Raw genomic sequence first — 15,549 nt, forward strand, 5'->3', positions numbered from 1 at the left:
GGTCCCTGACCGGTACCTGACCGGCCGTCGACCGGCGCACCGCTCGGCACCCCCTGAAGCAGGGGCCGTCTCCCACCAGGGAGGCGGCCCCTGTCGCCTGTTCGGGCGGCGGGCGTTCAGGTGCCGTTCACCCGGGGAGCGGGACGCCGGGGCGGAACGGGCAGGCGGGGACGCCGGGCACGGGCACGCGCGCGGTGAACAGGGCGCCGTCATCGGGCGTGGGCGCGTCGAGGCCCGTCGTGGCGCTCGTGATGTGCAGGAGGTGGCCGTCGGCCCCGCCGAGGCACACGCTCGTGGGCTGCCGCGCGGGCAGCGGGAGCCCGTGGTCGAGCGTTCCGTCGGGGAGGTAGCGGTGCACGGCGGCGCCGCCCCACAGCGCGACCCACAGGGCGCCCTCGCGGTCCACGGTCATCCCGTCGGGGCCGCCCTCGTCGGCCGGGACGGTCAGAAACGGCTCGGGCACGCCGAGTTCGCCCGAGTCGGGGTCCACGGGGTAGCGGCGGACGAGCCCGGCGGCCGTGTCGGCCACGTACATGAGCCGCCCGTCGGGCGTGAACGCCGGGCCGTTGGCGATCGTGATGCCCTCGAGCACGCGGGTCACGGTGAGGTCGTGGTCCACGCGGTAGAGCGACCCCGCGCCCGGCGTCCCGTCGCAGGCCATGCTGCCCGCCCAGAACCGGCCGCCGGGGTCGGCGACGCCGTCGTTCATGCGCGAGGGCGCGGGCGTCCCGGCCTCGGGGCGGGCCAGCCACGTCGTCGCGCCGCCGGGCCCGAGCAGGGCGAGGCCGCGGCCCACCGCGGCGATCCAGCGGCCCGGGTGGCCCGCGACGGGGGCGACGGCGCCCAACGGCTCGTCGACGCGCAGCAGCTCGGTCAACGGGCCTGGCTCGTCGGGGGCGCTGAGGAGGCGGCCCGCGAGGAGGTCGACCAGGACCAGGCGGTCGCCGGTCCAGCGGGAGCCCTCGCCGTGCTCGAGGCGGTCGGGGGCGGCGGGGACGGGGTGCTCGGTCATCGACGCCACGGTAAGGGGCGGGCCCGGGCCACCGGCGGAGGTCGCGCCGGAGGACGAACGCGGCGGGTCGCCGGTCCTGGCAGGCGGCCGTCGAGGACGCGTGCCGCGTTCGCGGGGGACGACCGCGGGGAAGTGGACGCGATGACAGAATCCGGGGCGTGGGGGAACGGACCAGGGAGGGGGTGGGGGGACGTGCGGCTCGCCGTTCTCGGAGCCACCGGGGGCACCGGGGCCGAGGTGGTCGGGCAAGCGCTCGACGCGGGGCACGAGGTCACGGCCGTCGTGCGGAGCGCGGCGCGGCTCGCGCCCGGCATCGCCGCCCGAGCCGCCGAGGTCGCCGAGGTGGCGGACCAGACCGACGAACGGGCCCTGCGCGCGGCGTTCGACGGCCGGGACGCCGTGCTCTCCGCGCTGGGCACCACGCGCAAGGGGGCGGGCGCCGTCACCGCCGTGACCCGTGCGGCGACGGCCGCGATGGCCGCCGCGGGGGTGGGCCGCATCGTCGTGGTGAGCGCGGTGCCCGTGGGCCCGGTGCCCGAGGGCGAGGGGCTGTTCCACCGGGCGGTGCTGCACCCGCTGATCAGCGGGATCTTCCGGGACGTCTACCGGGACCTGGCCGCCATGGAGGCCGAGTTGCGCGGCGGCGGCACCGACTGGACCGTCATCCGCCCGCCGCGCCTGGTCGACGCCCCGCTCACCGGCCGCTACCGCCGCGAGATCGGCGGCAACGTCCGCGGTGGCCGCACCCTCGCGCGGGCGGATCTGGCCCACGCGATGCTCGGGGCGCTCACCGACCCGGCGACCTTCGGGCGGGCGGTGGGGGTGGCGTACTGACTCAGCCGGGGGCCGTGGTCAGAAAGGTGTGCGCGAGCATCGACAGCGTGATGTGGCGGTACCACGCGCGCCACCTGCGGGCGGAGTAGCGGTCGAGCCCGGCCCGGTCGCGGGCCGTCCTGAAGTGGCGCGCGGCGCGGCGCGCCGACGCGGGTGTGGTGGGCGTGTGGGCGATGCCATGGCCCCGCAGCAGCGCCGTGACCCGGGGCGTCGCGGGAGCCACGACCCGCTCGGGGGTGAGGGCGGCGAGCGCCCGCGCCAGCATCCGCTCGCCGAGCTGATCACGCGTCGCGGGCGCCAGATCGGCGGGAATTCCGCCGCGTTTTCTGCGGGTTCCGCAATCGAGCCACGACGGGGGGAGAAAAAGCTCCCTGTCGATGGCGGCTACCGTGCCCCTTGAATCGAAGCACAGCAGAAAGATCCCTATCTGGTAATTCCCCGCCCGCCCTGAGGCGGCGCAGAACTGCCGCTCGACCCCGGCGGATTCGCGCCCCTTCTTCAGGAATCCCTCCTCGGCGACGACCAGCGTGGAACCGGTGGCGCCCCCGTGGCGGGTCACGATGTCCCTGATGCGGTCCCGCACCCGGTCCTCGTCCCAACGCGCCGTTGTCAGCAGCCTGTTGCGCCCGTCGATGCCACCGGAGTGCCACGTGGGCGACCTGGAGAGCAGCCCGCACACATAGGCGAACGCGTGCTCCCTCGGCTCCTCACGGACGAATTCGCCCTCGACCGATCTGAAGAGCCTTCTGAGCCCGTTGGGAAAATCTCCCGTCCGCTCCGCAGCGGCCGCGTGCGCGACGTCTCGCATGGAATGTGCTCCTCCCCCGAGAAACTCTTCCTACGCGATGAGCCTAAGTTCGGGACGGCCCTTTTCCCATGCGGTTCATGTCACCGATGCACCGGGAAGGAAGCGTGCGCCGCCCATGACATCGGTCATGGGCGGCGCACCGGCTGAGGGAGGCGTTCAGCGCAGCGTGCGCGTCGGCTCGCCCTGGATGTGGCCGTCGACGAAGTCGAACGCCAGGGCGCCCACCTGCTCGCCGATGGTCCAGGCCGCCTGCATCGAGGGCCTGAAGTGCACGCCGGCCAGGATGCGGGACTCGCCGCAGTCGCTGACGAACGCGTCCCAGGTGTCCCACGCCAGTGTGGTGTCGGCGGCCGGGGTGACGCCCGGCTCGATCCAGGAGGAGCCCGCGGGGAAGGTGAAGCTCATCATCGGGTCGGACGAGCCGGTCAGCGGCTCGCCTGCCGCCGCGACGGCGGCGCAGATCCCCGCCGAGCCCGACGGGTACTCGGGGTGGTCGCCGACCGGTATGTAGCTGTCCCAGTGCTCGCCCGGCATGTCGTGCACGGTGCCGCGCCCTGGACCGCCCCAGGCGGACACCTCCTCGCCCTCGTAGAGGTGGCGGATGGCGGTGAACGGCCTGGGGGCGTCGTACGCCAGCTTGCTGTCCCACACCGCGATGGCTCCGTCGAAGGCGGCGATGTGCAGCCCGGTCGCCAGGTGGACGAAGGCGAACAGCTCGTCGACGGGATCCGCGCGCCCCGCGCTGAGCGCGTCGGCGGCCTCGATCGTGAAGGAGCCGCCGAGGAACAGCATCTTGTCGTCGAAGAACTCCGCCATCATCTTGTCCCGGTCGGTCAACCCGGCCGAGGCCTCGAGCACTTCGTCGGCCTGCGCCCGGTACGCCTCCTCGTCGGCCGGGTCGCTGTCGACCGGTGGCTCGGCGCGGAACTGCCCGACGTCGTCGAAGGAGTACGCCTGCGTCCGGCCGAACTGGGGCGTGATGAAGCTCTGCACCCGGAAGAGGCCGTTGTCCTGGGGCACCAGGTCGGGCTGCCAACGCCCCGGATCGGTGATCTCGTAGGCGCTGTTGACCGGCTGGTAGCCCGTGTAGTCGGCGTAGGGGGCCCGGTGGTACTCGCGACCGCCCTCGTCGCCGAGCTGGTTCATGCCGTCGTGCGCCCGGCCCTCGACGACGCCTTCGGCCGCGGCGATGCCGATGCCCTCGGGGGTGCTGAGATCCGTCGATCCGGCGTCGGGGTCGAGGCCGACGGAGGTGAGCATCTCCCGCCAGTCGTCCTCATGGTCCGGCATCAGCCATCGCAGCGTGTGGTAAGAGGCGTGCAGCATCGCCGTGTTGAGCCGCGTGTTGTCCCGCGTCTCGCGCGCCGGGCGCCGCCCCAGGTCGGAGTAGATCCCGACGGCGGTCGGGTGGTAGGGCGCCACCGCGTCGAACCACGCCGTCTCCATCAGCGCCACATGGCGCAGCACCAGCGGCACATCCATGCCGTGCGGCGAAAGCGACTCCCTGATCTTCTCCTGCGCGGTGGGCACGACGATCTCCAGGGCGGCGTTGCCCCGCCGGAAGTCGAACCCGTCGTCCCCGCCGGAGGGGTCGGCGGTGGCGTTGCCGCCAAGAGCGAGCGTGGCCACCAGGGTGCACACGAGCGCCACTCTGCCGCGCAGTCCTCGGAGCCTTCGGCTCCCCCGTTCTGCCATGGATCCATCCCTTCGGAGGGCCGCTCGCGCGGCCGTGATCCCGGTGTTCACCGGTCGGTGATCCAGCGTCACAGCGGGGCCAGGGGCCGTCAGCAGAACTGCGGAAGGCGCCATTTCCCCCTGCTACGCTCGGTGTTCGGGCGGGACGGTCAGGGCGGGACGTGGCACGTGTACGCGGAGTTGCCGGGGAGAGTCAGCGCACCGTGAAGTCATCCGATCCACCGGGGCGTGAGCACCCCGCCGCGGTCCTGCGCTCCGAGATCGACCGCACCGCCGAGAGCCACGGCGGTCTGGTGCTGGTCGCGGGCGAGGCGGGGATCGGCAAGACGACGCTGGTGACCAGCGTGCTCGGGCACGCGCGGGCGCGGGGCGCGCTGGTGCTCCCCGCCACCTGCTGGGAGCACGACGGCAGCCCGGGCTACTGGCCCTGGACGCAGGTGGCGCGGGCCCTGCGCCGCGCGGTCGGCCCCGAGCGCTGGCCGGGCCTGGCCGAGGGGGCGGGGCGTGGCCTCGCGGCGCTGCTCGGCGAGGAGGCGCCGCGCGGTGACGGCGCGCACGGGCAGGGCGACTTCCCCCTGCACGACGCCGTGACCAACCTGCTGCTCGCGGCGGCGGCCCTGCACCCGGTCATGGTGGTGATCGACGACCTGCACCGGGCCGACGCGGCCTCGCTGCGGCTGCTCGAGTTCCTGGTCGGGCACGCCTGGTCCGAACGGATCCTGGTGGTGGGCACCTACCGCGACGCCGACCTGACCGTCGACGCGCGCGCCGAGGGCGTTCGGGCGCTGTTCGCGCCGCTGCTCGCGCGGGCCCGCCTCCTGCCCCTGACCGGGCTCGGCGCCGACGAGGTGGCCACGCTCATGGAACGCGCCACCGGGCGGCGCCCCGAGCCCGCGACGGCCGACGAGGTGTGGCGGCGCACCGGGGGCAACCCGTTCTTCGTCGAGCAGACCGCCCGGCTCTGGGCCAGCGGCAGCCCCGTGCCCGGCATGGCCCCTGGCCTGCGCTGGACGCTGGACCGGCGGCTGGCCCAACTCCCGCCCGCGCTCCGCGCGTTCCTCTCGGCCGCGGCCGTGTTCGGGCGGGAGTTCAGGGCGGAGCACCCCGGGGCGGCGCTGGGTCTCGCGGCGGAACGCGCCGACGCCCTCGTGGCACTCGCGGTGTCCGCGCGGCTGCTCGCGCCCGGGGAGGAAGGGGCGTTCCGCTTCGCCCACGACCTGATCCGCGAGGCGCTGTACGCCGGGCTCGCACCGCCCGAGGCGCGCCGCGCACACGCCGCCGCGCTGCGGGTGCTGCGCACCGCGCGCGATGACTCCCTGCCGACGGAGCTCGCCCGGCACGCCGTGGCCTCGGGGGACGAGGTCCCCGCGGCCGAGACCGTGGCCCTGCTGCTCGCCGCCGCCCGCGACGCGGTGGGGCGGCTCGCGCTCGACGAGGCCGTGGACCACTACGGCAGGGCCGAGGCGCGGATCCCCGAGGGCCGACGCGGCGCCCGGGCGCGGGTCACGCTCGACCTGGCCGCCGCGCTCAACGCCCTGGGCGACGCCGCGGGCGCGCGGGCGGCGTTTCACGAGGCGCTGGTCCTCGCGCGGGAGGCGGGGGACCATCAGCTGCTCGCGCGCGCGGCGTTGACCCTGCACGCGCTGCGCGACCCGGCGCGCCACGAGCCGCTGCACGCGGAGGCGATCCGGGAGGCGCACGAGGCGCTGGCCGGGGACGGCGGCGGGGTACGGGGGCGCCCTCCCCTCGACCGCCCTGCTCTCGACCGGCTTCCGCTCGACCGCACGGCGCGGGAGCTGAGCCTGCGCGCGGTGCGGCTCGCCAGGGCCGACGGTGACGAAACGGCGCTCGGCTTTGCCCTGCTGGCGCGGCACGACGCCATCTGGTCCCCCGCCACCACGGCCGAACGGCGGTCCCTCGCCGAGGAGTTGCTCGCAGTGGCGCGCCGCGGCGGGGACGCGGAGCTGGAGTCGCAGGCCGCGGTGCGCCGACTCGGGGCGCTGCTCGAGGAGGGGGACCCGCGCTATCTCGCCGAGCACCGCGCCTTCGTGGAGCGGGCGGAGCGCTCCGGGCTGCCACGCGACCGGGACGAGGCGCTGCTCAGCCGGTGCGCGGTGGCGACGCTCACCGGGCGGTTCGACGAGGCGGAGGAGCTCATCGGGCGCGCCCGCCCCGGCGGTGAACAGTGGGCGTTCGACCGGGCGAGCCTCTGGCGGCACCAACGGTGGGCGCTGCTGCTGGCTTCGGGGCGGTGGGGGGAGATCGACGCGCTGTGGGAGTCCGCCGCGGGAGAGGACGCGGAGGCGGCCGATGGGCTCATCGTGGCGCTCACCGCGGTGCAGCGCGGTGACGTGGACCGCGCGGTGCGCTACCTGGGGGAGTGCGAGGCGGGCGGCGCGCGGCACCCGGAGTGGTTCGCCCCGCTGTGGCTGCGCTTCAGGGCGCAGACAGCCGCGGCCTCGGGCGACGCGGAGCTGTGCCGCCGCGTGCGCGAGGAGCTCGCGCCGCTCGGCGACAGGTGGGCGGTGTCGATCGCGGGCTACGACGTGCACGGCCCGTATGTCCTGTGGGCCTCGGTGCTCGACGCGGCGCTTGGCCGCTGGGACGCCGCCGTCGCGGGCCTGACCGCGGCGTGGCGGGGCGCTGAACGCCTCGGCGCCGCCCCCTGGTCGGTCGCGGCACGGCTGCGGCTGGCCGACGCACTGGCGTCGCGCGCCGCGCCCGGCGACGCCGTACGCGGCGCCGCGCTGCGCGCGGAAGCGCGGCGCGAGGCGGAGGCCATGGGCATCGGGGGCATCGGGGGCGTCGAGGCCCCGGGGGAACGCGCGCCGAGCGGCAACGTGTTCCGCCCTGGCGACGGCGCCTGGACGCTGCGCTTCGCGGGCCGCACGGTCCATGTGCCGGACGCCAAGGGGCTGCACGACCTGCGGCGCCTGCTGGCCCGCCCCGGGGCCGACGTGCCGGCGCTCCGGCTGCTCCTCCCCGAGGGCGAGGGCGGAGGTCCATGGCCCTCGGACCGGGCCGCCGCCCGGCGGCACCTGGGCGCGGCGGACGAGCGCGTCGCGCGGGCGCTGGCCGCGGGCGACGACGGGGCCGCCGCCGCGGCCGACCGCGAACGGGCCGCGTTGCTCGATGAGTTGCGCGCGAGCCACGGGGGCGCCCCTGGGGACGAGGCGGAACGCGCGAGGAAGGCGGTCTCGGGCCGCATCCGCTACGCGCTGCGCCGCCTCGACCGGCAGCACCCCGAGCTGGCCCGCCACCTGAGCGCCACCGTCACCACGGGCGCCGTCTGCTCCTACCGCCCCGAGCGCCGCGTCGCCTGGACCCTCTGAACGAGACCCGAACGCCGGGGCACGGCCGCGCGGCCGTCAACGCCTCCCGTTGTACAGGCGCATCGTGGCGACGCCGAAGACCAGGGTCAGCGCGGCGCTCCACAGCAGCACCCACCCCACGGGCCCGGCCGCCGACGTGCCGTCCATGAGCGCCCGCTCCGCGTCCACCATGTGCGTGATCGGGCTGACCTCGACGCAGGCGCGCAGCCATCCGGGCATGGTGTCGGGGTCGACGAACACGTTGCTCGTGAAGACCAGCGGGAACACCACCGCGAAGCTCACGCTCTGCACCGACTTCTCCGACCGCATCAGCAGCCCGAACATCGTCCAGATCCACGAGAAGCTGAACGAGAACACGAGCAGCAGCCCGAGCGCCCCCAGCACGCCAAGCGCCCCGCCGTCGGGGCGGTAGCCCATCGCGAGCCCGAGGCCGACCATCACGACCGACGCCATCGTGTAGCGCGCGAGATCGCCGAGCAGCGCGCCGACCAGCGCGGAGGGGCGCCAGATCGGCAGGGTCCTGAAACGGTCGAAGATGCCCTTGTGGACATCGATGTTGAGCGCGGTGCCGGTGTACATCGTGGTCATCATGACGCTCATCACGATCATGCCGGGCAGCAGGAACTGGAGGTACTCCTCGGTCGACCCGGCGAGCGCGCCCCCGAAGAGGTGCGTGAACATCAGCGTCATGATCGCCGGGAACACGGTGACGTCGAAGAGCTGCTCGGGCACGTGCTTGATCTTCAGCATCGCCCGCCAGCCGAACGTCAGCGACGTGGACACGGGCCCGGGGCGCCGGGGCACGCGGGTGCCTTCGATCAGCGTGCGCAACGCGTCGAGGTCGGTCGGTTCCGGCGGCGCCGCCGTGGGCGACACCCGGTCCTCGATGCTCATTCGGCCTCCTTGGCCGCGAGGGAGGGCGCCGCGGTCGAGGCCGCGGCGGGGCGGTCGGTGAGGGCGAGGAAGACCTCGTCGAGGCTGGGCTGGCCGAGCGCGAACTCCGCGACGGCGATGTCCGCGCGGGTGAGCTCGGCCAGCGCGTGGCCGATGCGGTGGTTGGCCGCCTTCCCCGCCAGGTCCTCGCGGTCGAGCAGGGCGTAGAGGGTCCCCGGCTCGCCGCCGGACTGCACGGGGACGTTGAGCACGCGGCGCAGCGTGTACTCGGCCTCGAGGCGCTGGGTGGCGTCGACCAGGCGCAGCCGCACGGTGCCGGCGCCGAGGCGCGACTTCAGCTCGCCCGGGGTGCCCTCGGCGATGACACCGCCCCGGTCGATGACGGCGATGCGGGAGGCCAGCTGGTCGGCCTCCTCCAGGTACTGGGTGGTCAGCAGCACCGTGGTGCCGCTGCGGGTGAGCATCCGCACCACGTCCCACACGCGCGCCCGGCTGCGCGGGTCGAGACCCGTGGTCGGCTCGTCGAGGAACAGCAGCCGCGCCCGGTTGACCAGGCTGGCGGCGATGTCGAGCCGTCGGCGCATGCCGCCCGAGTAGGTCTTGGCCTGCCGCCCCGCGGCGTCGGCCAGCCCGAACGCGTCGAGCAGCAGCTCGGCGCGGCGCCCGGCGTCGGCCTTGCCGAAGCCGAGCAGCCGCCCGAGCAGGACGAGGTTCTCGACACCCGTCAGGTCCTCGTCGACCGACGCGTACTGCCCGGTCAGGCTCACCAGGGAGCGCACCGTGTCGGGCTCGCGGACCACGTCGTGGCCGAAGACGCGGGCCTGGCCCGCGTCCGGGCGCAGCAGCGTGGCCAGCATCCTGACCATGGTGGTCTTGCCCGCGCCGTTGGGCCCGAGCACGCCGTACACGGTGCCCGCCGGGACCGTCAGGTCGACGCCGTCGACCGCCCGGTGGGCCCCGAAGACCTTCACCAGACCGCGGGTGACGATGGCGGCGCCGACGTCGTCGCCCACGCCCTTCCCCGGGGTTCGCTCCATACCGCGACTCCTCTTCTCCGTCGTGCTGTTCCGGTGACGCGCCTGCTTCGGTGGCGTGCCGTTTCGATGGCGCGCCGCGGTGCCGACCGTCGCCCCGAAGGCGCGAGTTCGCGTCTGGCGACCGCAGAAACCGTCTGCGGAACGTCGCGCGCCGACGCCGCCGCTGGTCAGGGGGGTGGGCCGGGCGCCTTCCGCACTTCCGTTCCGGCTCGGGGGAGCGCGGGCGAGGCTGGGTGACCGTGAGAGCCAGCACGATGCCCGAAGGAGAGCACGGACGAATGACCACGTGTCGCTGCCCCGCCCCGGAGTGCGAGAAGGTGCCGAGCCCGGGCGGAAGGGTCGGGGGGCTGTGCGAGGGCTGCCGGGGGAAGGCCGCCCGTGCCCTGATCGAACTGCCCACGCTGTACGAGGCGTTGGCCATGCCACCGGGGCGGTCCTGCGGGCCGCGCCGGGAGCGGGTGAGCGGCAGCCGCTCGCGCCCAGCGCCCATGGCCGCGGCGGCCGTCGAGTCACGCGGGGAGACCCTCGCGGTGCTCGCGTCGTGGTCCGGCGTGGTGGCCGAGGGCCGCGCGGAGCCCGCGCCCCCGCGGGAGGCGGGCGCGCTCGCGGCGTTCCTGCTGCGCCGCCTCGACTGGCTCGGGGGGCATCGGGCCGCGGGCGAGTTCGCGGCCGAGATCGCCGGGGTGCTCGCCCGTGCCCGGCACGCGGCCGGGCCCGCCGTGCCGGTCGCGGAGCTGGGTCCCTGCGTCCACCCCGGCTGCTCGGGCGTCCTGCTGCCGCTGCCCGGCGGCGAGGCGGGCTGCGCCGCGGGACACCGCTGGCAGCCCGCCCAACTGCTCCTGCTGGCCCACCGCCTGCGGTTGTCGGCATGAGCGGCGGGCGCGCCCCGCGGCGCACGCTGCCGACCGAGCTGGCCGCGCTGGCCGTGGGCGTCTCGGAGGCGACCATCCGCAAGTGGGCGAGCCGCGGCAAGATCACCCGTTACGGCAGCGCACGGCGCGCGCGGTACGACCTCGACGAGCTGGTGGCGATCGCGGTCAGCCGCGGCGGCACCACGCGGGGCTGACCGCGCGAACGCCCGAACGCCCCGGAATGAACGCCCGGGAATGAACGCCGAGAAGCCCGGCCGTTCGTCCTCTCCCCCATGTGGGAGGGGACGAACGGCCGGGCTCAGGCCGACGCCACGTGCCGCAGGGCCTCCTCGGCCCGCCGCACCGACGCGCGTTCGGCCTCCCCGCCCAGCGCGCGGGCGGGAAGCAGGGGCAGGACGCGGCTGCGCCCGGCGCGCACGGCCGGGTGGCGGCGGGCGGCCTGGGTGAGCCCCTGGCCTGGGCCGACCTCCACGAGCAGGTGGTCCCCGGTGGCGAGCAACGCGCCCAACGCGTCGCGGAACAGCACCGGTTCGGCGGGGCCCCGCGCCCAGAACAGCGGGTCGGCCACGTGCTCGGGCGTCAACGGGCCGCCGGTGTACGCCGACCACACCGGGATGCGGGGCGGCGCGGTCGGCACGGCCGCGAAGAGGGGTGCGGTGGCGACGGCCGCGGCCGCGAGCATCGGGCTGTGGAACCCGGTGCGCGCGGCGACCCGCCGGCAGGTGATCCCCTCATCGGCCAGCGTCCGCGCGGCCTTGTCGAGGCCGTCATCGGGTCCCGCGAGCACCGTCTGCCGCGGCGCGTTGACGGCCCCGACCACCACGTCGCCGCCCAGCACGTGCGCGACCCGCTCGGGCGCGGCGGAGACGGCGAGCATCCCGCCTGGGGCCGTGGCGGCGAGCGCGCGGGTCCGCTCCACGGTGAGCCGGGCCGCGTCCTCCACGGTGAACACCCCGGCGAGCGTCGCCGCCACGAACTCGCCGACGCTGTGGCCGAGCAGCGCGGCCGGGGCCACGCCCCAGCTCAGCACGAGCCTGCCGAGGGCGTGGCCGACGGCGAAGATCAGCGGCTGGGAGCGGATCGACGCGTCGAGCGGCACCTCGGGCCTGTCGCTCAGCCAGTCGTTCCGCAGGCGACGGCCCTCCGCGCCCAGCGCGCCGAAGACCGCGTCGATCGCCTCGGCGAAGGCCGGTTCGCCGGGGTAGAGCCCGGCGGCCATCGCCGCGTACTGCGCGCCCTGGCCCGGCAGCAGCAACGCCACGGGAGGAACGGCGGGGTCATCCATCGGCCGCCTCCACCGCGCAGCGCCCCGTCGCCCAGGTCGGCTCGTCGAGCATCTCGACCACGGCGCACGACCAGTTGAAGCCCGCGCCGACGCTCACCAGCAGGGCCAGGTCGCCCGGGCGCAGCTCGCCGCACGTGACCAGGTGGTCGAGCCCGGCGATCGGGTCCCCCGCGCCCAGGTGCCCCACGGTCCTGCTCCAGTGCCAGGTCGTGCGGTCCTGGTCGATGCCGAGCTTGCCGAAGTAGCCCGACCGCAGCCGTCGGCGGCCCAGATGGGGCAGCGTGAAACGGTCGATGTCGGCCAGGTCGACGCCCGCGCGGCTCAGCGCCTCCTTGATCGCGGTCCGCTGGCCGAGGCCCACCCTGGCGATGCTGAACGACATGCTGTGCCGCTCGACGAAGTCCCGCTTGTGGGCGCCGAGATCGACCACGGGCCTGTGGTCGAACGGCGCGAGCCCGAACGGGTCGTCCCCCCGGTGCATCCCCTCGAGCTCGGGTTCGGCGACCGTCACCAGGCTCCGCAGGCGCGCGAACCCGCCGCGCCGCGACAGCACGAGCGCCGTTCCGCCGTCGCCGTAGAACGTGCCGGGGTCGCTGCCGTAGCGGTCGAAGCGCGGCGGCGCGAACCGGTCCCCCGTGGTGACCAGCGCGGCCGAGCGCCTGGGGTCGGCCAGCAGATAGGCCGAGGCCAGCTCGAGCGCGCCGAGCCCGCCGTTGGACGCCTGCTTGACCTGGAGTGACGGGCAGTGGTTGCCCAGCGCGACGCGCTGGACGTAGGAGGCGGGGGCCCAGATCTCGTGGCCCTGGTGGTAGACGTGCGCGTGCAGCACGAGGTCCACGTCGGGGCCCGCGACCCCGGCGCGCTCCAGCGCGGAGATGGCCGCGGCCGCGGCCATCTCGGGGCCCGACTCGTCGTTCGAGACGACGACGGACCGCAGCTCGGCCGCCCGCGCGAGGGCCGGGTCGCACCGCCCGGCGGCCACCGCGTCCGCCACCGGGACCGCGGGGGGCAGCCGGGTGCCCGTGCCCGCCAGGAAGATGTCGCCGACGGTCATCAGCCCGCGCCCGTCGCCGCGTCGGGGGCCGCGGCGCGGTCGTTGACCAGGGTGAGCAGGGCGCCGGGGGTGCGGACCTCGGCGAGCAGCTCCTCGGGCACCTTGAGGCCGAGCTGCCGCTCGATCTGGTTGAGGGTCTCGAGCACCGTGAGGGAGTCGAGGCCGAGGTCGTCGAAGTCGGTGTCCACGGCGTCGGGGCCGACCACGGCCTCCTCGTCGTCCCCCAGGCACCGGTTGATGGTCTCCAGCAGGCTGTCCAGGCTCAACGCGCTCATCGTCGTCCTCTTCTCGTCGCTGTCTCGTCGCTGTCTCGTGGCTGTCCCGTCGCCGTGTCGTCGCTGTCACGTGGCGGTGCGGATCCGGTGTCGGAAGGGCAGCGCGGCCAGCAGGTCGGCCACGGTCCCCGGGTGCGGCATGGCGGTCAGCTCGGCGGCGACCTCGCGGGAGGCCGCGCGGTGGCGGGGCTCGTCGAGCAGCTCCCCCACCGCGGCGGCGAGGCTCGCCGGGGACAGCGCGGCGGGCATCAGGCCGAGGCCGGTGCCGCGCTTCTCGACGACCTCGGCGTTGCTGAGCGCGTCGCCGCTCGTCGTCGGGACGATGACCTGCGGCACGCCCGCGGCCAGCGCGCTGAACATCGTTCCCATGCCGCCGTGGTGCACCACCGCGTCGCACGACGGCAGCAGGCTGGTGAGCGGCACGAAGCCGACCGCGCGGGCCCACGGCGGCAGCGGCCCGAGCGTGTCGAGCGCGGCCCCTCCGGTGGTGAGCACCGCCTCGACGCCCAGGTCGGCGAGGCCGGTGAGCGCCGCGGCCATCACGTCCTGGCGCCCGTCGGTGTGCGAGGGCACCGAGCCGAGGGTCACGACCACGCGGGGTCGGCGGCCGCGGGACAGCGCCCAGCCGGGCACCCGGCCGCCGCCGTTGTCGGGCCCCGGGCGCGTCGGAAGCGTGGGCACGGCGGCGTCCGGGGGCGGCGCGGCGGGGTTGACACGCTCCAACGAGGCGGGCGCGAGGACCAGTTCGGCGTCGGGGCGGAGATCGGCCGCGTCGACGCCGTACCGCCGCCCTGCGGCCTCGATCAGCGCGGGTGTGGCGGGGAACGCGGGGTGCCGCAGGCCCATGCCGTGCAGGACCGCGCGCGCCCCCACGGCACGCGCGGCGATCGGGCCGCTCGACAGCATGGGCGTGTACACGATGGCGTCCGCGCCCCAGCGGCGGGCGGCCGCGACCAGCCCTTCCAGCATCATGGCCGAGATCTCGCCGAACGCGCCGAAGACCAGGCGCATCGTCTCATCGGGCGGGATGTCCCGCTCGGCAGCGGCGGCCGCGAGCGCCGCGTAGGGGCGCGTCACATCGTCGTGCGGAACCGCGTCGACGGTCGGCAGCCCGGAGTCGGCGGCGGCGCGCAGGGCCGGGCCGCCCGCGACGACCAGCACCCGGTGGCCCGCGAGCCGGGCGCCATGGGCGAGCGGCAGCAGGGGGGTGGTGTGCGAGAAGCCGGGCGTGGTGGTGAACAGCAGGCGCATGGCGTGTCCTTCCTTCCGTCTCAGCCGATGAGCCGGGTGAGCCGGTCGATCGCGGCGTCGGGCCCCGGCATGGCCGCCATCTCGGCGGCGACCTCGCGGCTCGCGGCCGCGTACCCGGGGTCGTCGAGCAGGTCGCGCAGCGCCGCGGCCACGCCGTCCGGCGTCAACGCGCCCGGCTGAACGGTCAGTCCCGCGCCGCGTGCCTCCGTCACCTCGTGCGGCGCGGGCCTGCCGCCGGTCGGCGGAACGGACAGCTGCGGCACCCCGGCCGCGTAGGCGGCGAACATCGTGCCCATCCCCGCGTGGTGCACGACGGCGTCCGAGACCGGCAGCAGCTCGCTCAGCGGCAGCCAGGACACGACCCGCACGTTCTTCGGCAGCGGGTCGAGCGCGTCGGGCAGCCCCCCGCTGCCCGTGGTCACGACCACCTCGACGTCGAGCCCCGCGGCGCCGCGCACGATGTCGGCCAGGACGCGGCCCTCGCCCGTGGTCGCGGCGGACGAGCCCATGGTGACGACCACGCGGGGCCGGTCGCCGCGGGACAGGGCCCAGTCGGGCACCTCGCCGCCGCCGTTGAACGGGCAGGCGCGCATGGGCACTTCGGCGACGACGGAGAGGTCTTCGCCCGGTGCCTCGTTGTGCTCCTCGAGCGAGTCGGGGCTGATCCGGACCTCGACGTCAGGGTGCTCGGGCAGCTCGGCGATGCCGAGGCGCGCCGCCGTCGGGCCCATGCCGTACATGCCCCAGCTGGTGGGGTGCCGCAGGCCGACGCCGTGGACGACGCCGGGCACGCCGAGTCGGCGCGCGGTGATCAGGCCGCCCGCGAGCCCCGGCTCGTAGACCACCGCGTCGGGCCGCCACTCCAGGGCGGTGGACAGCAGCCCGTCGATCATGCGGTCGCCGATGGTGGCGAACGCGGCGCCCATCAGCCCCATCAACTCCTCGTCGCTCAGGCCGGGTCGGAGGACATCGACCAGCAGCCGGTCGAAGACGGGGGCGATCTCCCGGTCCTGGGCCACATCGACGACCGGCAGACCCGCGCCGGCCGCGGGCCCGACGGCGCCACCCGACGTGGCGACCAGCACGTCATGGCCCGCGAGCCGCGCGGCGCGGACGGAGGGGACCAGGGGATACAGGTGGGAGAGGCCCGGCATGACGGCGTACAGGTAGCGCACGCGGCGCTCCTTCCTTGTCGGTCGT

Annotated in this window: 14 protein-coding genes; 4 read left to right on the top strand and 10 right to left on the bottom strand. The window is 75.6% G+C overall.

Features of this window, described 5'->3' with window-relative positions; all coding sequences use genetic code 11:
• Positions 1-127: 127 nt before the first annotated feature.
• Positions 128-1,012, bottom strand: a complete 885-nt coding sequence (locus tag D7318_RS03225) for an SMP-30/gluconolactonase/LRE family protein (protein WP_120695689.1) — start codon at positions 1,010-1,012, stop codon at positions 128-130.
• Between the two features lie 192 nt (positions 1,013-1,204).
• On the opposite strand from D7318_RS03225, the gene D7318_RS03230 reads away from it, so the two are divergent.
• Positions 1,205-1,846, top strand: coding sequence for an NAD(P)-dependent oxidoreductase (locus D7318_RS03230; protein WP_120695305.1), 642 nt, complete (start codon positions 1,205-1,207; stop codon positions 1,844-1,846).
• Position 1,847: 1 nt separating this feature from the next.
• On the opposite strand, the gene D7318_RS03235 is transcribed toward D7318_RS03230, so the two are convergent.
• Both D7318_RS03235 and D7318_RS03240 read right to left on the bottom strand, forming a co-directional pair.
• Positions 1,848-2,654 (bottom strand): transposase, encoded by an 807-nt coding sequence (locus tag D7318_RS03235; protein ID WP_120695306.1) that lies wholly within the window; start codon positions 2,652-2,654, stop codon positions 1,848-1,850.
• A gap of 156 nt (positions 2,655-2,810) precedes the next feature.
• Positions 2,811-4,349 (bottom strand): vanadium-dependent haloperoxidase, encoded by a 1,539-nt coding sequence (locus D7318_RS03240; RefSeq protein WP_147437604.1) that lies wholly within the window; start codon positions 4,347-4,349, stop codon positions 2,811-2,813.
• A 203-nt stretch (positions 4,350-4,552) separates the two neighbouring features.
• On the opposite strand from D7318_RS03240, the gene D7318_RS03245 reads away from it, so the two are divergent.
• Entirely contained in the window at positions 4,553-7,681 is a 3,129-nt protein-coding gene (locus D7318_RS03245; RefSeq protein WP_120695308.1) for an ATP-binding protein, read from the top strand.
• 36 nt (positions 7,682-7,717) lie between these two features.
• Here D7318_RS03245 and D7318_RS03250 read toward each other — a convergent pair whose 3' ends face one another.
• On the bottom strand, positions 7,718-8,575 hold the full coding sequence (locus D7318_RS03250; protein ID WP_120695309.1) for an ABC transporter permease: 858 nt from the start codon (positions 8,573-8,575) through the stop codon (positions 7,718-7,720).
• Positions 8,572-9,612 carry an ATP-binding cassette domain-containing protein gene (locus tag D7318_RS03255; RefSeq protein ID WP_120695310.1) on the bottom strand — a complete coding sequence of 347 codons (1,041 nt, stop codon included), beginning with the start codon at positions 9,610-9,612 and terminating at the stop codon, positions 8,572-8,574. The genes D7318_RS03250 and D7318_RS03255 overlap by 4 nt, the downstream gene beginning before the upstream one ends.
• A gap of 278 nt (positions 9,613-9,890) precedes the next feature.
• On the opposite strand from D7318_RS03255, the gene D7318_RS32375 reads away from it, so the two are divergent.
• Positions 9,891-10,484 (top strand): hypothetical protein, encoded by a 594-nt coding sequence (locus tag D7318_RS32375; protein WP_147437605.1) that lies wholly within the window; start codon positions 9,891-9,893, stop codon positions 10,482-10,484.
• On the top strand, positions 10,481-10,678 hold the full coding sequence (locus D7318_RS03265) for a MerR family transcriptional regulator (RefSeq protein WP_120695312.1): 198 nt from the start codon (positions 10,481-10,483) through the stop codon (positions 10,676-10,678). The genes D7318_RS32375 and D7318_RS03265 overlap by 4 nt, the downstream gene beginning before the upstream one ends.
• A 104-nt stretch (positions 10,679-10,782) precedes the next feature.
• Here the strand turns inward: D7318_RS03265 and D7318_RS03270 are convergent, their stop codons facing one another.
• The 5 genes from D7318_RS03270 to D7318_RS03290 all read right to left on the bottom strand — a co-directional run bounded on the left by D7318_RS03270 (position 10,783) and on the right by D7318_RS03290 (position 15,524).
• Positions 10,783-11,769 carry an acyltransferase domain-containing protein gene (locus D7318_RS03270; protein ID WP_120695313.1) on the bottom strand — a complete coding sequence of 329 codons (987 nt, stop codon included), beginning with the start codon at positions 11,767-11,769 and terminating at the stop codon, positions 10,783-10,785.
• A complete protein-coding gene (locus D7318_RS03275; protein ID WP_120695314.1) occupies positions 11,762-12,823 on the bottom strand; it encodes a ketoacyl-ACP synthase III family protein in 1,062 nt (353 codons plus the stop codon). The genes D7318_RS03270 and D7318_RS03275 overlap by 8 nt, the downstream gene beginning before the upstream one ends.
• Positions 12,823-13,098 carry an acyl carrier protein gene (locus D7318_RS03280; protein WP_120695315.1) on the bottom strand — a complete coding sequence of 92 codons (276 nt, stop codon included), beginning with the start codon at positions 13,096-13,098 and terminating at the stop codon, positions 12,823-12,825. Before D7318_RS03280 ends, D7318_RS03275 begins: the two co-directional genes overlap by 1 nt.
• A 66-nt stretch (positions 13,099-13,164) precedes the next feature.
• Complete coding sequence (locus D7318_RS03285) at positions 13,165-14,349, bottom strand: glycosyltransferase (protein ID WP_120695316.1); 1,185 nt, start codon at positions 14,347-14,349, stop codon at positions 13,165-13,167.
• 20 nt (positions 14,350-14,369) lie between these two features.
• Positions 14,370-15,524 carry a nucleotide disphospho-sugar-binding domain-containing protein gene (locus tag D7318_RS03290; RefSeq protein WP_120695317.1) on the bottom strand — a complete coding sequence of 385 codons (1,155 nt, stop codon included), beginning with the start codon at positions 15,522-15,524 and terminating at the stop codon, positions 14,370-14,372.
• Positions 15,525-15,549: the final 25 nt, after the last annotated feature.

The organism is Streptomyces radicis (assembly GCF_003626575.1).
GTDB classification, from domain to species: domain Bacteria; phylum Actinomycetota; class Actinomycetes; order Streptomycetales; family Streptomycetaceae; genus Streptomyces; species Streptomyces radicis.